General features: G+C 74.0%; 12 protein-coding genes. 8 read left to right on the forward strand and 4 right to left on the reverse strand.

The genetic code is table 11. The features are described 5' to 3' along the window. Positions 1-42 precede the first annotated feature (42 nt). The 6 genes from AH6_RS07105 to AH6_RS07130 all read left to right on the forward strand — a co-directional run bounded on the left by AH6_RS07105 (position 43) and on the right by AH6_RS07130 (position 12,175). Entirely contained in the window at positions 43-2,703 is a 2,661-nt protein-coding gene (locus AH6_RS07105; RefSeq protein WP_067475500.1) for an HAD family hydrolase, read from the forward strand. After that, a complete protein-coding gene (locus tag AH6_RS42180; RefSeq protein ID WP_218005738.1) occupies positions 2,700-4,532 on the forward strand; it encodes a class I SAM-dependent methyltransferase in 1,833 nt (610 codons plus the stop codon). The genes AH6_RS07105 and AH6_RS42180 overlap by 4 nt, the downstream gene beginning before the upstream one ends. Before the next feature lie 333 nt (positions 4,533-4,865). Beyond that, positions 4,866-6,836, forward strand: a complete 1,971-nt coding sequence (locus AH6_RS07115; RefSeq protein WP_067475502.1) for a hypothetical protein — start codon at positions 4,866-4,868, stop codon at positions 6,834-6,836. A 67-nt stretch (positions 6,837-6,903) separates the two neighbouring features. Next, the gene (locus AH6_RS07120) at positions 6,904-9,861 is read left to right on the forward strand and encodes an ATP-binding protein (protein ID WP_245679210.1); all 2,958 of its coding nucleotides are present in this window, start codon (positions 6,904-6,906) and stop codon (positions 9,859-9,861) included. A 143-nt stretch (positions 9,862-10,004) separates the two neighbouring features. Continuing rightward, a complete protein-coding gene (locus AH6_RS07125; RefSeq protein ID WP_067475518.1) occupies positions 10,005-11,807 on the forward strand; it encodes an AbeC-like domain-containing protein in 1,803 nt (600 codons plus the stop codon). An 11-nt stretch (positions 11,808-11,818) separates the two neighbouring features. Continuing rightward, positions 11,819-12,175, forward strand: a complete 357-nt coding sequence (locus tag AH6_RS07130; protein ID WP_067475521.1) for a hypothetical protein — start codon at positions 11,819-11,821, stop codon at positions 12,173-12,175. Between the two features lie 25 nt (positions 12,176-12,200). Here AH6_RS07130 and AH6_RS07135 read toward each other — a convergent pair whose 3' ends face one another. After that, positions 12,201-13,202 carry a hypothetical protein gene (locus tag AH6_RS07135; RefSeq protein WP_067475524.1) on the reverse strand — a complete coding sequence of 334 codons (1,002 nt, stop codon included), beginning with the start codon at positions 13,200-13,202 and terminating at the stop codon, positions 12,201-12,203. A 141-nt stretch (positions 13,203-13,343) separates the two neighbouring features. Next, entirely contained in the window at positions 13,344-14,741 is a 1,398-nt protein-coding gene (locus tag AH6_RS07140; protein WP_067475526.1) for a hypothetical protein, read from the reverse strand. Positions 14,742-15,238: 497 nt separating this feature from the next. Between AH6_RS07140 and AH6_RS07145 the strand changes: the two genes are divergently transcribed. Both AH6_RS07145 and AH6_RS07150 read left to right on the forward strand, forming a co-directional pair. Beyond that, positions 15,239-16,489 carry a Mur ligase family protein gene (locus tag AH6_RS07145; RefSeq protein ID WP_067475529.1) on the forward strand — a complete coding sequence of 417 codons (1,251 nt, stop codon included), beginning with the start codon at positions 15,239-15,241 and terminating at the stop codon, positions 16,487-16,489. Beyond that, positions 16,479-17,198 (forward strand): type 1 glutamine amidotransferase, encoded by a 720-nt coding sequence (locus AH6_RS07150; protein WP_067475532.1) that lies wholly within the window; start codon positions 16,479-16,481, stop codon positions 17,196-17,198. Before AH6_RS07145 ends, AH6_RS07150 begins: the two co-directional genes overlap by 11 nt. Before the next feature lie 51 nt (positions 17,199-17,249). Here AH6_RS07150 and AH6_RS07155 read toward each other — a convergent pair whose 3' ends face one another. Continuing rightward, positions 17,250-18,257 carry a TerC family protein gene (locus AH6_RS07155; RefSeq protein WP_067475535.1) on the reverse strand — a complete coding sequence of 336 codons (1,008 nt, stop codon included), beginning with the start codon at positions 18,255-18,257 and terminating at the stop codon, positions 17,250-17,252. Between the two features lie 63 nt (positions 18,258-18,320). Further along, positions 18,321-18,683, reverse strand: coding sequence for a DsrE family protein (locus tag AH6_RS07160; protein ID WP_067475538.1), 363 nt, complete (start codon positions 18,681-18,683; stop codon positions 18,321-18,323). Positions 18,684-18,685 lie beyond the last annotated feature (2 nt).

An 18,685-nucleotide genomic window follows, 5' to 3' on the forward strand; every position in this document is an offset into this window, starting at 1 on the left:
TTGTCCGTCTGACTTTCGGAGACCCCAGGGAAAGGTGCGTCGTTGGCCACGCAGAAATCCGCCGGAACGCTTCTCGACGACGTCCGCCGAGTGATCGCCGACCAGTCCTGCGCGGTCCTGTCGCTGGACGTCTTCGACACCCTCCTGTGGCGGCGCGTGCCCCGGCCGACCGACGCCTTCGCCCTGCTGGCCGCCCGGCTGCGCGCCGAGGGGCTGGCCCCGGCCTGGCTCACCGACGAGACCTTCCGGCGGATGCGCATCGCGGCCGAGGACCGCGCCCGGCGCGGGCGCGGCGCGCTGGGCTCGGAGGTGTCGCTCTACGACATCTGGGCCCAGCTCCCCGAGGCGACCTTCGGCGACGTCCCGGCGGAGCGGCTCGTGGACGCCGAGGTCCGGCTCGAACGCGAGCTGACGGTGGTGGACCTGGACATCGCCGAGATCGTCACGGCGGCGCGCAAGCGCGACATCCAGCTCGTGCTGGTGTCCGACACCTACTTCACCGAAGATCATCTTCGCACCCTGCTGGACCGGCCCGGCCTGGAGGCGCTGCGCGAGGCGCGGATCTTCCGCTCGCACCAGCACGGCACCGACAAGGCGTCCGGCCTGTGGGAGATCGTGCTGCGCGACCTGGACCGCAGCCCCCAGCAGATCGTGCACATCGGCGACAACGAGGTCGCCGACCGCGACGTGCCCGATGAGCTGGGCGTGCGCACGGTGCACTACGTCCGGCTGGACGAGCCCTACCGGGCGGTGCTGCGGCGCGAGGGCGAGCCGCTGGCCGGCTTCGGCGACCCCGCCCCCGACCTGGACGAGATCGCCGGCGACGCGGGCCTGACCAGCCTGCGCGCCAAGGCGGTCCACTCCGGTTCCGCGCACGCCACCGCCTCCCTGGAGGTCGCCTGGCGCTACGGCGCGGCCGTGCTCGGCCCGGTGCTGACCGGGTTCGCCGAGTGGGCGGCCGAGCGGGCGCACCAGGAGGGCACGCGCACCCTGTGGTGCCCGATGCGCGAGGGCGAGCTGCTGGCCGAGCTGATCAACGAGGCGGCGCGCGCCCGGGGCCTGGCGGTCACCGCCAAGCCGGTCTGGTTGTCGCGCTTCGCCACCTCGCTGGCCGGGCTCGACCCGCACGACCTGGACGCGGTGCACGGCTTCGTCCGCACCGGCTACCGGATGACGGTCCGGCAGGTGCTGGAGGTGCTCGGCCTGACCCCCGGCGAGGTCCCGGGCCTGGCCACCGAGCTGAACAGCATCATCGACAACGGCGGCATCGCCGACCGCGTCGCGCGCACGGTGACCGAGTCCGCCCACCTGCGCAACCGCATCATGCTGACCGCGACCACCGCGCGCGAGCGGCTGGTCGGGTCGCTGCGCGCCGCCGGCGCGCTGGAGGACGGCGACCTCACGCTGGTCGACCTCGGCTGGGGCTGCACGATCCAGCGCCAGCTCGCCCGCGTCCTGGAGATCGCGGGCATCGGCGTCGCCCCGGCCGGGCTCTACCTGGCCACCGACCGCCGCTCCGAGCGCGCCTACGCCGAGGGGCTGCGCGCCGAGGGCTACCTGGCGCAGGCCGGGCATCCCGCCGGCGTCGCCGCCACCCTCACCCGCAGCCCCGAGATCATCGAGCAGTGCGTCAACGCGCTGTGCGGCTCGCTGGTCGGCTTCACCGAGGAGAACGAGCCGGTCCTCGGCGAGGTCTCCGACAGCCCGTCGCAGGCCGCCGAGCGCCGCACCGTCCAGGACGGCGTCCGCGCCTTCCAGGCCCTGTGGAACCGCTACGTCGCGCAGGCCGACGGCGAATGGCCCGAGCTGACCGGCCAGGCCGCCCGCAACCGGCTGTCGCGCATCCTGGTGGCGGCGCTGGAGTCGCCGACCGCCGACGAGGCGGCGGTGTTCGGCAACTGGACGCACGAGGACAACTTCGGCTCCTCGGAGACGACCACGCTGCTGCCCGCCGACCTCGCCCGCGCGGTGCCCTACCTGTCGCCGGGCGGCCTCGCCGACCTGCACATGCGCGACTCGTTCTGGCCGGGGCTGATCGCCGCCTCCGACACCCACCTGGGCGCGCAGGTCCGCGCGATCACCGAGGGGCACCTGGACGCCGAGGCGCTGGAGCCGACCGGCGAGCCGTTCCACACCCGGCTGCGCTACCGGACCTCCGACGACGAGTGGCACCAGGTCATCCGGCAGCGGGTGCGGGTCAACCACAACGGCCTGTCGTTCAGCCGGCTGCGCTTCGAGCACCACGACACCGTGGACATCTCGCTGGCGGTCCCCGGCCGCCCCGCGATCGTGCGGATCGACTGGATCGAGGCGAAGGTCGTCACCGGCGGCCGGTCCCGGCAGCAGGTGCTGCGCTGGGAGACCCCCGAGGACCTCATCGGCCTGCACTACGCCGACTGCCGCTACCTGGGCGGCAACCTGGTCGAGTTCTTCGCGCCGCACGCGGCCATCTGGCTGCCGCTGGCCCGCCGCGCGGGCGTGCCGGTGGTGACGTCGGGCGAGGTCAGCGTCGCGTTCGCGATGCTCCCGCAGTCGGCGAACGGGCGGGCGCCGCGGGTGCCGGTGGACAAGAAGGCCGCCGCCACCGCGCGGGCGATGCGGCTGACCGACCGGATCGGCGAGGAGTACCGCACCGCGGGCGTCAAGGGCATGGTGGCGGGGGCGTCGAGGGTCGCCCGCCGCAAGCTCGGGGGCGACGCGTGACCCTGGACATCGGGCCCTCCGGTTCCCGCTCCGACCCGCACCGGCAGGCGCGCGACGCCCGGAGCCGGTCGTTGCTGCTGCACTCGCTGGCGGTGTTCGAGGAGCTGTTCACCGAGCTGTTCGCCGCCCGCACGGTCGCCACCGTGGTCGAGGTCGGCGTCGAGACGGGCGGGGCCAGCCCGATCTACGCCGACCTCGGCGCCACGGTGCACTGCGTGGAGCCCGCCCCCGACGACCGGCTGCGCGCCGCCATCGCCGACGACCCGCGCCTCACGCTGGTGGAGGCGTACTCGCCGGGCGCGCTCGCCGAGCTGCCCCCGGCCGACCTGTACGTGCTGGACGGCGACCACAACTACGCCGTGGTGCGCGCCGAGCTCGACTGGATCATGCGGAACGCGCCGAACGCGGTGGTGGTCCTGCACGACGTGTTGTGGCCGTCGGGCCGCCGCGACTCCTACTACCAGCCCTCGCCGCTGCCCCCGCAGGACCGGCACCCCGACAGCCACGAGGGCCCGACCGTCTGGCACGAGGGCCTCACCGGGACCGGCTTCGTCGGCGACGGCGTCTTCACCATGGCCGAGCGGGCGGGCGGCGAGCGCAACGGCGTGCTCACCGCCATCGAGGACGCGGTGGCCGAGGCCGACGAGGAGTGGCGGTTCGGCCTGGTCCCCGCCGTGTTCGGGTTCGGCGTCCTGGCCCGGCGCGACGCCGAGGGCACCGACGCGGTCTTCGCGGCGCTGCGGCCGTACCTGAACTCGCCGCTGCTGGCGGCCATGGAGAACAACCGGATCGCGCTCTACACCCGCGTGCTCCAGCTCCAGCACGAGGTGGACCAGCGCGCCGCCGACGCCGACCGGCTCGCCGAGACCGTCGGCGTCCAGCAGGCGGAGATCGAGAAGCTGGGCGGCGCGGAGCCGGAGCGGTCCGCGCCCGTCCTCACCGGCTACGTCGAGTCGGTGTCGATGCACGAGCCGACCTGGGGCACCTTCCTGGAGCCCGACCCGGCCCTGCGCGAGGTGGAGGACCTGCCGGGCGCGCTGGGCGTCGGGATCGTCAGCGGGCACCGCGAGGACCTGGGCGCGCTGGCCGGGCACGACCCGCTGTTCGACCGGATCGCGGCGCGGATCGGGTTCGCGACCGTGCAGGCCGAGGACCAGTGCAGCGCCCAGCACTACTTCGACGTGTTCGGCAGGGTCCAGCGCGAGCACCGGCGGCTGACGCGGCTGGTGGACGTCGGCGTGTTCATGGGCTCGTCGGCGTGCGTGTTCGCCGGGTGCGCCGAGGCGATGGGCCTGGAGGTCGACCTGGTCGACGTCAACGCGGCCTACCTGCGGTTCAGCCACGAGCGGGTGCGGCGGATCTTCCCCGGCGTCGCCTCGCGCGTCCGGATGTTCCACGGCGACCTGCCCACCTACGCGGCCACCGTCCTGGCGGCCGAGCCGAGCACCCGGGCGATGGTCCACCACGACGGCTCGCACCACTTCGTGCAGGCGGTGAAGGACCTGAGCGCGCTGTACTTCGTGCGCGACCGGGTGCACGCGCTGGCGGTCCGGGGCACGCACCTGCGCGGCCGCGTCCGGGAGGCCAACTTCGTCGACGCCGCGATGTCGGCGGTGTTCGGCGACGAGCGGCCGCGCGAGCCGCTGGGGGCGCGCTTCACCGAGGCGACGCCGGCGGTGCTCGAACCCAACCCCTGGGACGGCAACTACTTCCTGGCCGGGCAGGCCGAGGGCCAGTTCCTGCTGCTGGGGGACGCCGACTGGAAGTACCCGCACCCGTCGATGGAGCCGGCGGACTTCCTGCCGGTGAAGGCGCCACCGGCGGGCTGACGGCGGGACGAGATGGCCGGATGCGGCCAACCCCGGCGTGCTCGATGTCCGATCTTCGTAGCAGGTGAGCCCGATGACCGAATTGGCGAACCAAGTCGGTCATCGGGCGGCCTGTTCCGTTGAACGTCGCGCGCCACCCCCGGAACCTCTTTACTCTGTCGGGTGGAGGAACCCGGACCGACCACCCCAGACCAGCCCCATGACCTCCCTCCGTCCCGACGGCCCCGCCACCGCGGGGTCGCGCCGCTTCCGGCGTTCCCCACCCGCAACCCACAGCTCCCATCGGTCCTCCCGGGGGTCCCAGACGTGCCGGACATGGCGAGTGGAGCCGCGATGACGCGGTTCGTCCAGGCCGACCGTGTCTACGTCGGCTGGCGCTACGCGCAGATGCACCCCGACCCGGGACCGCCGCCGCCCGCGCCGGAGCCGCCCCCGCCCGTCCCGCCCGCCCCGCCGGCGCGGCGGCCGGGCGAGACGATGGCGGGCCGCCCGCTGCGGGTCGCCGCCGCCGGGACGGGGGTCGGCGCGGCGCTGTTCCTGGTCTGCGGGGCGCTGGGCGTGCTGCCGTGGGCGTTCGCGGTGGTCGCGCTGCTGGCGTGCGCGGTCGTGCTCGGCATCACGGGCACGGCGCTGTGGCGCGACGAGCGCGGCGTGCGGGCGCGGCTGGCCGAGGAGCGCGAGACCCGCCGCCGCGACCACCGGGCGGCCGAGCTGGCGCGCGCCGAGGCCGAGAAGCGGCACCGGGCCGCCTACCGCGACTGGGAGCGCCGCCGCCGCGCCTACGAGGACCAGCGCGAGTGGTACCCCGTCGCCGTCCCGCCCGGCGTCGACCGCGTGGACGTGGTCGGCGGCACCCTGGCGGGCTGGTCGGCGGCCGTCACGACGATGGGCGCGGCCCGGCTCGCGGTGGGCGCGCGCGTCACCGTCATCGACCTGTCGGAGGGCGCGGTCGCGCACGACCTGCTGCGCCTGGCCGCCAGCCGGGGCGACGACCCGCTGGTCTGGGTGCTGCCCGCCGACCTGCCCCGGCTGGACGTCACCCGGGGCCTGAGCCCCGAGGCGCTGGCCGACGTGTTGTCGCTGGTGGTCGGCGCGGGGGAGGAGCGGTCCAGCACCCGCGACCTGTCCTACGACAACTCGATCCTGGAACGCATCATCGAGGTGCTGGGCCCGGACGCCACGATCCCGCAGATCACCGCGGCGCTGCGCGTGCTGGCCCAGGTCGGCGACCCGCGCGCCGACCTGCGGCGCGGCCTGCTCACCGACGAGCAGCACGAGCGGCTGGCCACGCTGTTCGGCCGCAACGCCACCGACCGGATCGTGGTGCGGCACGCGTGGGCGCTGGAGGCCCAGCTCCGCAAGCTGGAGAAGCTGGCCACCGACCCCGTCCGGCTGCCGCCGTCGCGCCTGCACGTGGTCTCGATGGACCGCCGGGCGGGCGTGCTGACCAACCGCGTCCTCGGCACCTACGTGACCACCGCCCTGACGCACCGCATCCGGGAGTCGCCCCCGGGCGGCCGCTGGGACCACACCCTGTTCCTGTGCGGGGCGGAGAAGCTGCGCGGCGACGTGCTGGACCGCCTGGTCGACGCGTGCGAGGCCACGGGTACGGGCCTGGTGCTGATGTACCGTTCCATTCCCGCGCACGTCCGCGAGCGCCTGGGCCGTCGCGGGCACGCCGCGGTGGGCTTCATGCGGCTGGGCAACCCCGAGGACGCGCGCGTGGCCGCCGAGCACATCGGCGCCGACCAGCGGCTGCTGGTGGCCGAGATCACCGACACGGCGGGCCAGACGCTCTTTGACGTGGCGGGCGAGTCCTACGCGAGCACGGTCGCCTACGCGCGCGCACGAGGCGACGGCCTGACAGACCCCGTCTGGTCGCCGCTGCCAGCTCCGGCCGACGACGACGCTCTAGTAGAGGGCATCAGCTCGGCCACCGCGTGGGGTCGCACGATGCCGCCAGGCGTCGCCCGCCAGACCGTCCGCGAACTCCTCGTGGAACCGCCGCAGCTACAGGAACTGCCACCTACGGCGATGGTTTTCACCCACGCGGGAGCAGCGGGCCGCCGCACCCTGCTGGTGGACGCGAACCCGGGCATCATCACGCTCCCGACCGCGCACTCGATGCAGTTCGAGGAGTACCTGCGCGAACAGGAAAGCCAGCCGCAGGACGACCCCGACGAGGAACCGGAAGCCCAACCCGCCCTGGACGAACCAGACCGTCCCCCGGGCCCCCGCCACGCCCTACCGCGCCCGTCCCGCCGCAAGCCGTCCGGCAGGCACGCCGCCGACCCACCCGCCTGACCGTCCCCCCGCCATAACGCGCAGAGTGGTGGCGCGGGGGATGGGGGCGGGGAAAGATGCTGGGGTGATGCCCCCCGGTATGCAGCCCCACGTCCCGTCGCAGTTCTCGCCGCCGCCGGACGCGGCCGTGTTGCCGGGGCCCTGGTTCCGCATCCAGGCCATCCCCGCGCCCGAACGGGCCGCGTCCGCCGAATGGGACTTCGTCAGCGTCCTCCCGGCCGCGCTGTCGGCGGCCCGGCGGCGGGAGCCGTTCGTGGTGGGGTGGTTGTCGCCCGGCGGCGGCGCGCCGCTGGAGCTGATCACCAACGCGGGGGCCGTCGGGACGTCCGCCGGGCGGGCGCAGGGCGTGCTGTTCCCGAGCGGGGCGCGGGGCGTGCCGATCGGCGACGCGTGGATGCGGCAGGCCGAGCGCATGACGTGGACGCGCTGCCCCGGGCGGCTCGCCCCGCAGGGACCCGGCGACGGCGGCGGGGCCAACCTCTTCGAGTCCACGCTCGTCACGCTGATGGAGCGGCCGTTCGGCTGGTTCGTGGTCGCCGACCCGTGCGACGAGCGGCTGATCGACCAGGAGATGCGCGAGCTGCACCACGAGCTGCGCATGTTGCGGCGCGGCGAGGACGAGCAGGCACGGCTCGCGGTGACGCGCGCCGACCAGCGGCTGGCCGAGCTGGACGCCTTCCGCGAGGCCGGGCTGTGGCGCGTGCGGGTGCTGGCGGGCGCGGCCTCGCCGGAGGAGCTGGGCCAGATCGCGCCCGTGCTCGTCGGGTCGATGGAGCTGGGCCACCACCCGTACCGGCTGCGGTCGGGCTTCGGGAGCGGGGCGTTCGCCGAGGTGCTGCGGCCGGAGGCGGCCCCGGCGACGTTGCGGCCGCTGGAGAACGAGCAGCGCTACCCCTTCGTCGCCACGGCGGGCGCGCTCGCGGCGCTGGCCGGGCTGCCCCGCCGCGAGGTGCCGGGCCTGCGCGTGCTGGACGCCGGGTACTTCGACGTCACCTCCGAGACCGAGGACGTCGGCAACGGCCCCCGCATCGAGCTGGGCGCGATCCTCGACGGCCAGGACCGGCAGGTCGGCCGCTTCACCGTGCCGCGCTCCACCATCAACCGGCACGTGTTCGTCACCGGCGCGACCGGCGCGGGCAAGTCGCAGACCGTCCGGCACCTGCTGGAGCAGCTCACCCGCGCGGGCATCCCGTGGCTGGCGATCGAGCCCGCCAAGTCCGAGTACGCCGCGATGGCCGGGCGCATCCAGGACCTCGGCGGCCCGGTCACGGTCGTCAACCCCTCCGACCCGGCCGCGGTGCCGCTGTCGGTCAACCCGCTCGCGCCCGAGCCCGGCTACCCGGTGCAGGCCCACATCGACATGGTGCGGGCGCTGTTCCAGGCCGCCTTCGACGCCGAGGAGCCGTTCCCGCAGATCATGGCGCAGGCCCTCCAGCGCGTCTACGAGGCCAACGGCTGGGACGTGGTGACCGGCGCGGGCGTGCCCGGCTCCCTCATCGAACCGGCCGTCCCCACCCTGGAGCAGCTCCAGACCGCCGCCCTCCAGGTGATCCGGGACGTCGGCTACGGCCGCGAGCTGATGGCCGACGTCCAGGGCTTCGTGGACGTGCGGCTGCGCTCGCTCCGCATCGGCTCGGCGGGCCGCTTCTTCGAGGGCGGCCACCCCGCCGACATCGGCGGCATGTTGCGCGACAACATCGTGCTGGCCATCGAGGACGTCGCCAACGACGAGGACAAGGCGTTCCTCATGGGCACCCTCATCATCCGCATCGTCGAGCACCTGCGGATGCGCTCGCGCGGCGGCGCGACCGCGCCCGGCCTGCGCCACGTCATCGTCATCGAGGAGGCGCACCGGCTGCTGCGCAACCGCGGCCCCGAGCGCACCAGCTCGCACGCGGTGGAGCTGTTCGCCGGGATGCTCGCCGAGATCCGCGCCTACGGCGAGGGCATCGTGGTCGCCGAGCAGATCCCCACCAAGCTGGTGCCCGACGTGATCAAGAACACCGCGCTGAAGGTCGTGCACCGGCTGCCCGCCTTCGACGACCGCCACCAGGTCGGCGCGGCCATGAACCTGGACGAGGACCAGTCCCGCGAGGTCGTGTCGCTGCGCCCCGGCGTCGCGGCGGTGTTCGCCGACGGCATGGACCGGCCGCTGCGCGTCCGCGTCCCCCTCGGCGAGGGCCGCGAGGCCGTGCTGCCCGGCCCGCCGCCCCCGGTGGACGGCCGCCGCTCGGCCGCCTGCGGCTGCGAGTGCCGCTCGGGCCGCGCCTGCACGCTGCTGGAGCTGCGCGAGGCCGACCTGCTGGCGGGCCACCCCGACTGGGCGTGGTTGCGGTTGTGGTCCGACACGCTCGTGCTGGCCCACGTCACCAACCGCCCGATGCCCGCCGTCCCCACCGAGCTGGGCCGCGCCTGGTCGCGGCTCGCGCCCCGGCTGCGCGAGTGCACGCTCGCGACGGTGCTGGAACGCGCCGTCACCCGCCGCTCCCAGGCCCTGCGCGCCGCCTACCCGCCCGCCGACCTGACCGCCACCGTCGCGGGCGTCGCCCAGCAGCTCCTGGGCGGCTCCCACACCCTGCCCGGCACCCAGCCCGGCCCCCAGTGGGTCATCCCGCAGCTCCGCTGGCTGCACGAACTGGACCGCCTGTTCCCCTACTACGGCGACGGCGCGCCCGACAAGCACGCCCCCGCGCCGCCGCTGGAGTACCAGCTCGCCGGGCTGAAGCAACCGCCCGACCCCAAACTCGGCCACCGCCTGCGCGCCCTGCGCCGCCACCCGCTGTCGATGGAGCTGGACCGCAACCGCCCGCTGGCCCTGGTCGCGCTGGGCGGCGACGACGACCACGCGGGGTTCTACCGGGACCTCGCCGTGGTGGCGATCGGCCTGGCCGAGCACGAGCAGATCGCCGACGTGGCCGAGACGATGCGCGCGGGCTCGTGGCTGGAACCGGTGCTGAGCTGGCCGGACCGCCTGATCGCCCCGTTCGCCGACCCGGAACGCGGCCTACCGTTCCTGGAGGGGTGACGCTGCGCGGCCACTTGAGGACGCCGGATCATCGCTGGAAACGGCTGTCCCGATGGCCGACGGGTGCGATCGTCGTCACTGTCCGGTCCCGACCGGTCACCGCGCTCCCGGCGCTGCGGTGACCTCTCCCTGGAGGCGCGTCGATGAATCCCGAGCAGCCCAACGGCGACCGCCCGGCCAGACCGTTCTTCGCGCACGCCCGCGGTTTCACCGCCGCCGCCGGCCAGCCCCTCCAGCACGCCACCCGCTACCTGGCCGCAGGAACCTACATCCGGCGCGCCTTCGAGGACCTCGTCATCTCGGAGTTCCTGCACGACCGCCACCGGGCGATCGTGCCGTCCTACGGGTTCGATCTGGAGGTGGTGCTGCGGCACGCCCTGCGCGCCCGGCGGCTTCGGTTGTACCGCGACCTGATCCTGATCGGCGTGTGGGTCGTCTGCTGGGTGTTGTCGCCGCTGGCGGCGATCCTGGTCGGCGCCACGCTGGCGACCGGCGTGGTCGCGGCGGTCCTGGGCAGCCGCATCGGCGGTGGAATGCTCCCGTCGATCATGGTGGTGGCCGCCGTCATCGTGGTGCCGCCGCTGGTCGGCGGCCTCGGCGTGGCCGTCACCATGCCCCTGGCGGAACTCGGCCTCATCGACGCCGGGGACGCCCTCAGCGGCGACATCGCCGGACCGGCCTTCGTGGTCTCGGCGCTGCTGCTGATCCTGAGCCTGGCCGGTGTCGTCTTCGGGCACCTGGCGCTGGTGCTGCGGGCGCTGTCGCACAGCCTGGCGCCGGGCGCCACCGGGCCGGGTCCGGCGGTGTCGGCGAGCGAGGCCCCGCGCTTGGCCCGGGTCGCGTCCGCGCAACGCGGCAACGTCACCCTCTATGCGGGCACCAACCCTTTCCTGGGCGGCGGCGGGGTCAGGTCGCGGGCCTGGTCGATCGTCCTGGAGCTGGACCGTCCCGCAGCCGAGCGGCTGACCGGTCCGCGCCCGTCCGCACCGGTCGACCCGGTGGTGATGCACCAGCGCGTCCGGGACGCCATGAGGGCGATGCGCGACGAGCTTCCACCGGCCGATCCCGGCGCCCGCCCGCTGCCGTTCCACGAACGCGTGGTCAGCCTGGTCATCGACGACCACATCGTCGGCCGCGGTCTGTGCGATCACCGCGGCGCCGCCCCGGGCGGCGCCTGGGTCGCCCACCCCCTGCTCGATCCCGGCGGCCCGACGCCCTACTCCCTGGCCACCGGCCCGACCATCGACGCGATCAAACGCCATCCGCAGGGCACCCTGCGCTACTACCAGCGCATCAGCATCGGCGCGCAGTCCCAGCCGGTGACCGCCTCCGACGGCCGGCTGGTGATGCCGGCCGAGGAGCAGGACTTCTCGGCCAACACCTTCGTGTACCTGGCCGTCGAAGGTCGCATGTTGTACGGCCAGTTCGTCACCCGGGCACTGCCCCCCATCCGCGCGGACTTCCGGATCGTGGACAACCTGCCTTCCTGGGGCACCACCGCCCTGGTCCGCGAAGCGGTCCGGGTCGGCTGGTCGGAGGCCGGTTCCGCAGCCCTGCTCGCCGTTCCGCGAGCCCTTCAGGCCGGCTGGGGATGGCTGGGCGAGCAGCTCGGCCTCGGCGCCCCGAACCCGGCCGCCCAACCCATGTACGACTACGGCGCGCGCATCAGCATCCGCGAGGTGGCGGCCGCCAAGGGGTTCGCCACCTACCTCCAGGAACTGGACGTCACCAAGTACACCCGCATGGTCCAGCAGCGCGTCAACGACGCCCTGCTCGACTACCTCGACCGCGAGTGCGGCATCGACGTCTCGGCCTACCGCGCCCAGGCCGAGCAGATCATGAACCAGGGCGTCATCATCACCGGCGGGAACGTCAGCGGGCAGGTCGCGGCCGGCGGCCGCATACGGCAACAGCAGACCGGCCGTCCGGCCGGCGGAACGAGCTAGCGGAGGACACCATGACCCAGCACGGCGGCGAGCGCGGCATCACCATCGGCGGCAACGCCAACGTCTCCGGGCAGGTCGCCAGCGGCGACAACGTCACCCAGACCCAGCACCAGGGCGGCGCGGCCGGGTCCGCCGCGCTCGCCGAGCTGACCCGCGTGGAACGGCTGCTGGACGAGCACGCCGACCAGATCCCCGAGGTGGGCCGGGCCCGCCGCGACCTGGCCGACGTCCGGGAGGAGCTGGAGGGCGACGACGCCGACACCGAGCGCGTGGAAGGCGCGCTGGGACGGCTCGGCCGCCGCGTCGCGGGCGTGACGGTGCTCGTCGAGGCCGTCAAGAACCTGGCCGGGCAGCTCGGCCTGAACTAGCCGGACTGAACTAGCTGGTCAACGACTAGATGCCGCCCTGGTCGCGGGTGCTCATCCCCGTGTCGCGGGCGACCGGGTTCCAGTACTCCAGGAACTCGCTCTTGGCGCTGGTCGCCCGCTGGTCGGCCGAGCGCGGCTCGGTCGGGCAGCCGTCGGTCTGGTAGAGCCGGTTGGACTCCACCGACGCCTCCAGCGCCCGGACCAGCGCGGACTTCATCTCCGTGCCGTTCTCCAGCGCGCCGGTCTCCAGCCCGCGCGCCTGCGCGAGCTGGTCGGCGCGTTGCGTCCCGACGCGGCGCAGGATCGTCTGGTCGCAGCCGCCCTCGGTCGCGGTGGCGAGTTCGGAGCGGGTGGCGGCCATCTCGCCCAGCAGCGCGTCCACCGAGCGGGCCTGCTGCGTCTGGTCGCCGGACGCGGTGGGCTCGGCCGACTCGCTGGGATCGTCGGACGGCGTCTCCGAGGTCTCCTCGCTGGTCTCGGGGGCGGCCTGGGTGGTCTGCCGCCCGGTGTCCCCGGCCTGGTTCGCGCCCTTGTCGTCGCCGGACGGCCACAACACGATCGCCGCCGCGACGGCGGCGAGCAGCACCGCCCCGGCCGCGATCAGCAGGTAGGGCTTGCGGCTGCGGCGCGCGGGCTCGGGCGGCTGCCAGATGACCGGCTCGTCCCACGGCTCGGGGGACAGCGCGATCGACGTCTCGCCCGGCCCGGCGGGCGGCGGGGGCGGCGGATACGGCGGGGGCTGCTCGGAACGCGGCGCCCAGTCCGCCGGATCGGCGGGTGACGGCGACCAGTCCGCAGGGGCGGCGGGTGGCGGCGGCGAAGGCGTCCAGCCCGGCGGGTCGGAACGCCGGTCGGAGCGCGTCTCGGCGTGCGGATCGGGCGGCTCGGAGCGCGGCGACCAGTCCGCCGGGTCGGCCGGGGGGTTCGACCACGGCGGCGGCAGCGGGCGGCCCTGGCCCGGGTCCGGCGTGGTCGCCTCCTCCGAGACGCCGCTCAGCGGTGTGTTGCACCGGGTGCACCGGGGCAACGCAGGGGTCGTGTCGCTACCGCATCCCGGGCACCGCATCGCGTAACCCCCCATGTCAGGTTCCAACGCAGACAAGATACTGCGCGGTGCCCTGTCACCGGCGGTTCCGGACCAGGTCGCAATCCGGTTGTGATCGGACGCCTACCAACCGTTCCACTGGCGGGTCGGCTGCCCGGTCTTCTTCGCGACGCGGTTCCAGAGCACCACGAACCGCTTCTTGCTCAGCGTCGCGCGCTGCTCGGCGGGCGCGCGGCCCGGCGCCTTGGCGGCGTCCGGGCGCGGCTTGCCCTTGCAGTGCCGCTGGTTGCGCTGCGCCCAGGTCAGCAGCGACTGGTCCACCTGGAGCGACGCCTGGAACGACTGCCGCAGGTGGGCGCGCATCCGCTCGCCCTGCTGGAGCTTGTCGAGCTTGAGCCCGGCGGTGCGGCGCAGCTGGTTCTGCCGCCGCGTCGCGACCTCCTGGAACCCGCTGATCGCCTGGGGCAGGTCCTGGCACTTGCCGGTGAGCGTCAGTGACCGGGCCAGCGTGCGGCGGGTGTCGGAGCTGGCGTTCAGCAGCAGGTTGACCTGGACGGCCTGCGCGACGGCCGGGTCCTGCTTCTTGTTCTGGGTCTCCTTGGCCGCCGCCGGGTCGGTGGCCGACGCCGTCGGAGCCTTCTTCTCCTCACCCTCGGGCCACATCACCATCCCCACGGTGGCGACCGCGACCAGCACCAGCGCGCACACGCCGATGACCAGCGGCTTGCCCGCCTTGCTGCCCGACGGGGACGGCGCGGCGGGCGCCGGGTAGCCGCCCTGCTCGCCGAACTGGCCCCCGAAGGGGCCCTGCCCGCCCGGCGGCGGCTGCTGCGGCGGACCGAAACCTTGCGGCCCCTGGTCCATGGCCTGCGTGGCCGGGCCGTTCGCGCCCAGCACGGCGGTCGCGCCCCACTGCGGCGCGGCGGGCTGGGCGTTCCAGTCCATCTGGGTGGGGGCGGGCGTGTTGGGCTGCGGCTGCGCGGCGGGCGGCTCGTTCCAGTTGGACGGAGCGGCCGGGGCCTCGTTCCAGCTGGGAGGCGCGGCCGGAGCTTCGTTCCAACCGGCGGGCGCGGCCGGGGCCTCGTTCCAGGTGGGAGGCGCGGCGGCCTCAGGCTCCGGCTTGCGTGGCTTGGCGTACCAGGAGTCCGGGACGATCGACTCCGACCCCGGCGTTCCCGCGTGCGGCTGCTCCGCCCACGCGGGCGGCGGCGCGATCTGCGTCGCGTCGGCCGCGCCCGGCGTCGCGGACGCGGTGGGCGGGGCGGGCTCGTCGTCGGCGTCCGGCTCGAACACCCACGCGGCGGTCGACTCGGGATCGGCGGGCGCGCCGTTCAGCTGCGCGGGCGGGGGCGTGCCCATCGGCCCGGTGCCTTGCGGCGCCGGGCTCAGCGGCCCCGAACCCTGCTGTCCCGAGCCCTGCGGCTCCGCGCCCTGCGGCTCGGCGGGCGCCCACGACGGCGTCGGCGGCGGCACCATCATCGTCTTGTCGCCCAGCCCCTGCGCGGCGCTGGGGGCCGCCACCGGCGCGCCCAGCGGCTCGTTCAGCGGAGCGCCGCAGTTCGAACACCCGCCGAGCGTCCCGGGTGTGTCGCCACCGCACGTCGGACACCGCATAGTCCAGAACCTCGCCTCGTCGCCTGAATCGCCCTCGTCCCCCGGGCCCGCCCGCCTGGTCGCGGGCGTCGCTTCCCCGCGTACCGGCAGGGACCCCGACAAAAGTACTGTGTACCGCCGTTCCGTGACGCCGTGATGGAGACTTCGCGGCCGTCCGGCGGCGTCCGCCGGGTCTGGCACCGAACCACGGACGATCTGTCAAGGTCAAGAGCGGCGGTCCGGGTTTACCGGGTCCGGTGTGATCCTCGTCGCATTGAGAGCACTCCGGGGAGGCGAGGTGACGTCCTTCGCCCGTCGCGGGCCCGGTGATCCGGCGGCCGACGCCAACCAGCGGGATGAAGCGGTTAGGCTCGGGCAAGGTTTCGAGGCGCTTCAGATGCTCAACCGGAAGAAGACGAACGTTTATGAGCAAGCTTCCGCTGCGTTCGCAGCTCGCGGTCGCGCTCGGTCGCACGGCCGCCTCCATGTCCCGGCTGGCCGGCAAGGGCGACGGCTCGGTGATCGGCGGCCGGATCGGGCTCCGCCTCGATCCGGAACTGCTGACCCGGCTGGCCGCCGACCGCAAGCTCGTCCTGGTCAGCGCCACCAACGGCAAGACCACCACCACCCGGCTGATCACCTCGGCGATGACGCCGCTCGGCGAGGTCGCCACCAACGCCTTCGGCGCCAACATGCCCACCGGGCACGTGTCGGCGCTGGCCTCGGCGCCCGGCGCGCGCTACGGCGTGCTGGAGTGCGACGAGAAGTACGTGCCGATGGTGCTGAAGGAGACCGGCGCCAACCTCGTCGCGCTGATGAACCTCAGCCGCGACCAGATGGACCGGGCCGCCGAGATCTGGCTGCTGGCGGGCAAGTGGCGCAAGGCGCTGGAGTTGTCGCCGCAGAGCCACGTCATCGCCAACTGCGACGACCCGCTGGTCACCTGGGGCGCGGCCACCGCCAAGAGCGTCACCTGGGTCGCGGCGGGCCAGCACTGGCGCGAGGACTCCTGGTGCTGCCCCGAGTGCGGCGGCCCGCTGGACCGCCAGGACGGCGAGGAGAACAGCGACTGGCGCTGCCGCCAGTGCCACTTCGCCCGGCCCCGCCCCGACTGGGTGCTGCGCGGCGACCACGTCGTCGACCCGCACGGCCGCGCGATCCCGCTGTCGGGCCTCAACCTGCCCGGCCGCGCCAACCGCTCCAACGCCGCGATCGCGCTGGCGGTCGTCGCGCAGTTCGGCGTGCCGCCCGAGCAGGCGCTGCCGCTGATGGCCGAGGTCAAGTCGGTCGCCGGGCGCTACACCACCGTCGAGCACCAGGGCCGCACCATGCGGCTGCTGCTGTCGAAGAACCCGGCGGGCTGGCTGGAGGCGTTCGACGTGCTGCAGCCCGCGCCCGGCCCCGTCGCGCTGTCGGTCAACGCGCAGGGCCCCGACGGCCGCGACACCTCCTGGCTGTGGGACGTGGACTACCGCATCCTGCGCGGCCGCCCGGTGTGGGTGACCGGCGAGCGGCGCATCGACCTGGCCGCCCGGCTGGAGGCCGCCGAGGTGTCGTTCACCGTGGTGGACGACTTCGAGCAGGCGGTGCAGGCGGTCCCGCCGGGCCACCTGGACGTGATCGCCAACTACACCGCCTTCCAGAACATCCGAACGAGGTACGGCCGTGTCGTCTGACCACATCAAGATCGTCTGGATCTATCCCGACCTGCTCAGCACCTACGGCGACCAGGGCAACACCCTGGTGCTGGAGCGCCGGGCCGCGCTGCGCGGCATCCCGACCGAGACCGTGCACCTGCGCTCGGACGAGCCGGTGCCCCAGGACGGCGACATCTACCTGCTGGGCGGCGGCGAGGACCGGCCGCAGATCCTGGCCGCCCAGCGATTGCGCAACGACGGCGGCCTGCACGCCGCCGCGCGCCGCAACGCGGTGATCTTCGCGGTGTGCGCGGGCTACCAGATCATGGGGCACGAGTTCGGCGGCGACGAGGGCCAGCCGCTGCCGGGCCTCGGCCTGCTGGACATCCGCAGCTACCGGGGCCAGCAGCGCGCGGTCGGCGAGGTCGTGTCCGACGTGGCGGCCGAGTTGCAGGTGCCGCGCGTCACCGGGTTCGAGAACCACATGGGCGCGACGACGATCGGGCCGAACGCGCGCCCGTTCTCCAAGGTCGTCTCCGGCGTCGGCAACGGCGACGGGCAGGGCTTCGAGGGCGCCTACCAGGGCCACATCCTCGGCACCTACATGCACGGCCCGGCGCTGGTCCGCAACCCCGCGCTGGCCGACCTGCTGCTGACCTGGGCGCTGGGCCGCCAGTTGCAGCCGCTGGAGCCGTCGTGGTCGGAGCGGCTGCGCGACGAGCGCCTGAACGCCGTCGTCCCCTCCTGACACGAACCGACGCCGCGTGCGCCCTCCCGGGGCCACGCGGCGTCGCCGTTCCTACGAGGCGCTGGCCTCGGCCTCTTCCTTGCGCTTGCTCTTGCAACGGCCGTGCGCCTTCTCCTCCGGATGCGACCGCACCCGCAGCAGGCTCGCCACCGCCGTGATCGCCAGCACGCCGAGGATGACCGCCAGCGACACCGGCGTGGGGATGTGCGGCACGGCCTCGGTGACGTCCTCGTGCAGGAACGCCAGGATCAGCTTGACGCCGATGAACGCCAGGACCACCGACAACCCGATCGACAGGTAGACCAGCTTGGTCAGCAGACCCTCGATCAGGAAGAACAACGAGCGCAGCCCCAGCAGCGCGAACGCGTTGGCCGCGAACACGATGAACGCCGACTGCGTCACCCCGAACACCGCCGGGATCGAGTCGAGCGCGAACAGCAGGTCGGTGCTGCCGATCGTCAGGAACACCAGCAGCAGCGGCGTCATGACGCGCTTGCCGTCCTCGTGCGCCAGCAGCCGCCCGCCGTGGAAGTCGGTGCTCACCGGCATGATCTTGCGGGCCCGCCGCACCAGCCAGTTCTCGCCGACCTCGGGCTCGTCGCCGCGGTGCCGCACCAGCTGCACCGCCGTCCACAACAACACCAGCCCGAAGATCAGGAAGGTGAACGAGAACAGGCTGATCGCCGCCGCGCCCACCGCGATGAAGATCGCCCGCAGCACCAGCGCCGCCGCGATCCCGAACAGCAGCACCCGCTCCTGGTACTCGGCCGGCACCTGGAACCGCGACATGATGATCAGGAACACGAACAGGTTGTCGACCGACAGGCTCTTCTCGACCACCCACCCGGCCAGGTACTCGGTGCCCGCGTCCCCACCGATCAGCAACCACACCGCCGCGCCGAACAGCAGCGCGAGCCCGACGTAGAAGGCCGACCAGAAGGACGCCTCCTTGATCCCGACCGCGTGCGGCCGCCCGACGGCCACCACCAGGTCGAAGACGAACAGGGCGAGGATCAGCCCGATCGTCGCCCACCAGGCCCACATCGGTATCTCGACCACGCGGCGCTCCTCGGACAGGGGGTCTGTCGCCCTGTTATCTCCGCTCCGCGCCGGTCAAACCGGTCAGTACACCAGCGCCTGCGCGCCCTCGGCCGTGATCTCCTCCACGAACGTGGGCGCCCCGGCGATCCGGATCCCCGGCACCACGTCGTCGGGCCCGATGCCCCGCCGCGCCGCGCACTGCGTGCACAACGTCACCTGCCCGCCGTCCAGCACCACCGCGAGCAGATCCTCCAGCGGCGTGGCGTGCGCGAGCTTGAACTGCTCGGCCCGCCCCGGCAGCGCGAACCAGGCCGACTCGCCGGTCAGCCACAACGACACCGGCACCCCGCTGGCGACCCCGGCCGCCGCGACCGTGAACGCCTGGTTGCACCGCTCCGCGCCGTCCGCGCCCGCCGTCGCCTTGATCACCAGAGATCTCGCCATAC

It is taken from the genome of Actinomadura hibisca NBRC 15177 (assembly GCF_001552635.1).
In the GTDB taxonomy this organism is placed as follows: Bacteria; Actinomycetota; Actinomycetes; order Streptosporangiales; family Streptosporangiaceae; genus Spirillospora; species Spirillospora hibisca.

Coding starts and splice junctions, on each gene's coding strand:
- AH6_RS07145 (WP_067475529.1), top strand. CDS start 15,239: ATGAGCAAGCTTCCGCTGCGTTCGCAGCTCGCGGTCGCGCTCGGTCGC.
- AH6_RS07120 (WP_245679210.1), top strand. CDS start 6,904: ATGCCCCCCGGTATGCAGCCCCACGTCCCGTCGCAGTTCTCGCCGCCG.
- AH6_RS07130 (WP_067475521.1), top strand. CDS start 11,819: ATGACCCAGCACGGCGGCGAGCGCGGCATCACCATCGGCGGCAACGCC.
- AH6_RS07125 (WP_067475518.1), top strand. CDS start 10,005: ATGAATCCCGAGCAGCCCAACGGCGACCGCCCGGCCAGACCGTTCTTC.
- AH6_RS07160 (WP_067475538.1), bottom strand. CDS start 18,683: ATGGCGAGATCTCTGGTGATCAAGGCGACGGCGGGCGCGGACGGCGCG.
- AH6_RS07115 (WP_067475502.1), top strand. CDS start 4,866: ATGACGCGGTTCGTCCAGGCCGACCGTGTCTACGTCGGCTGGCGCTAC.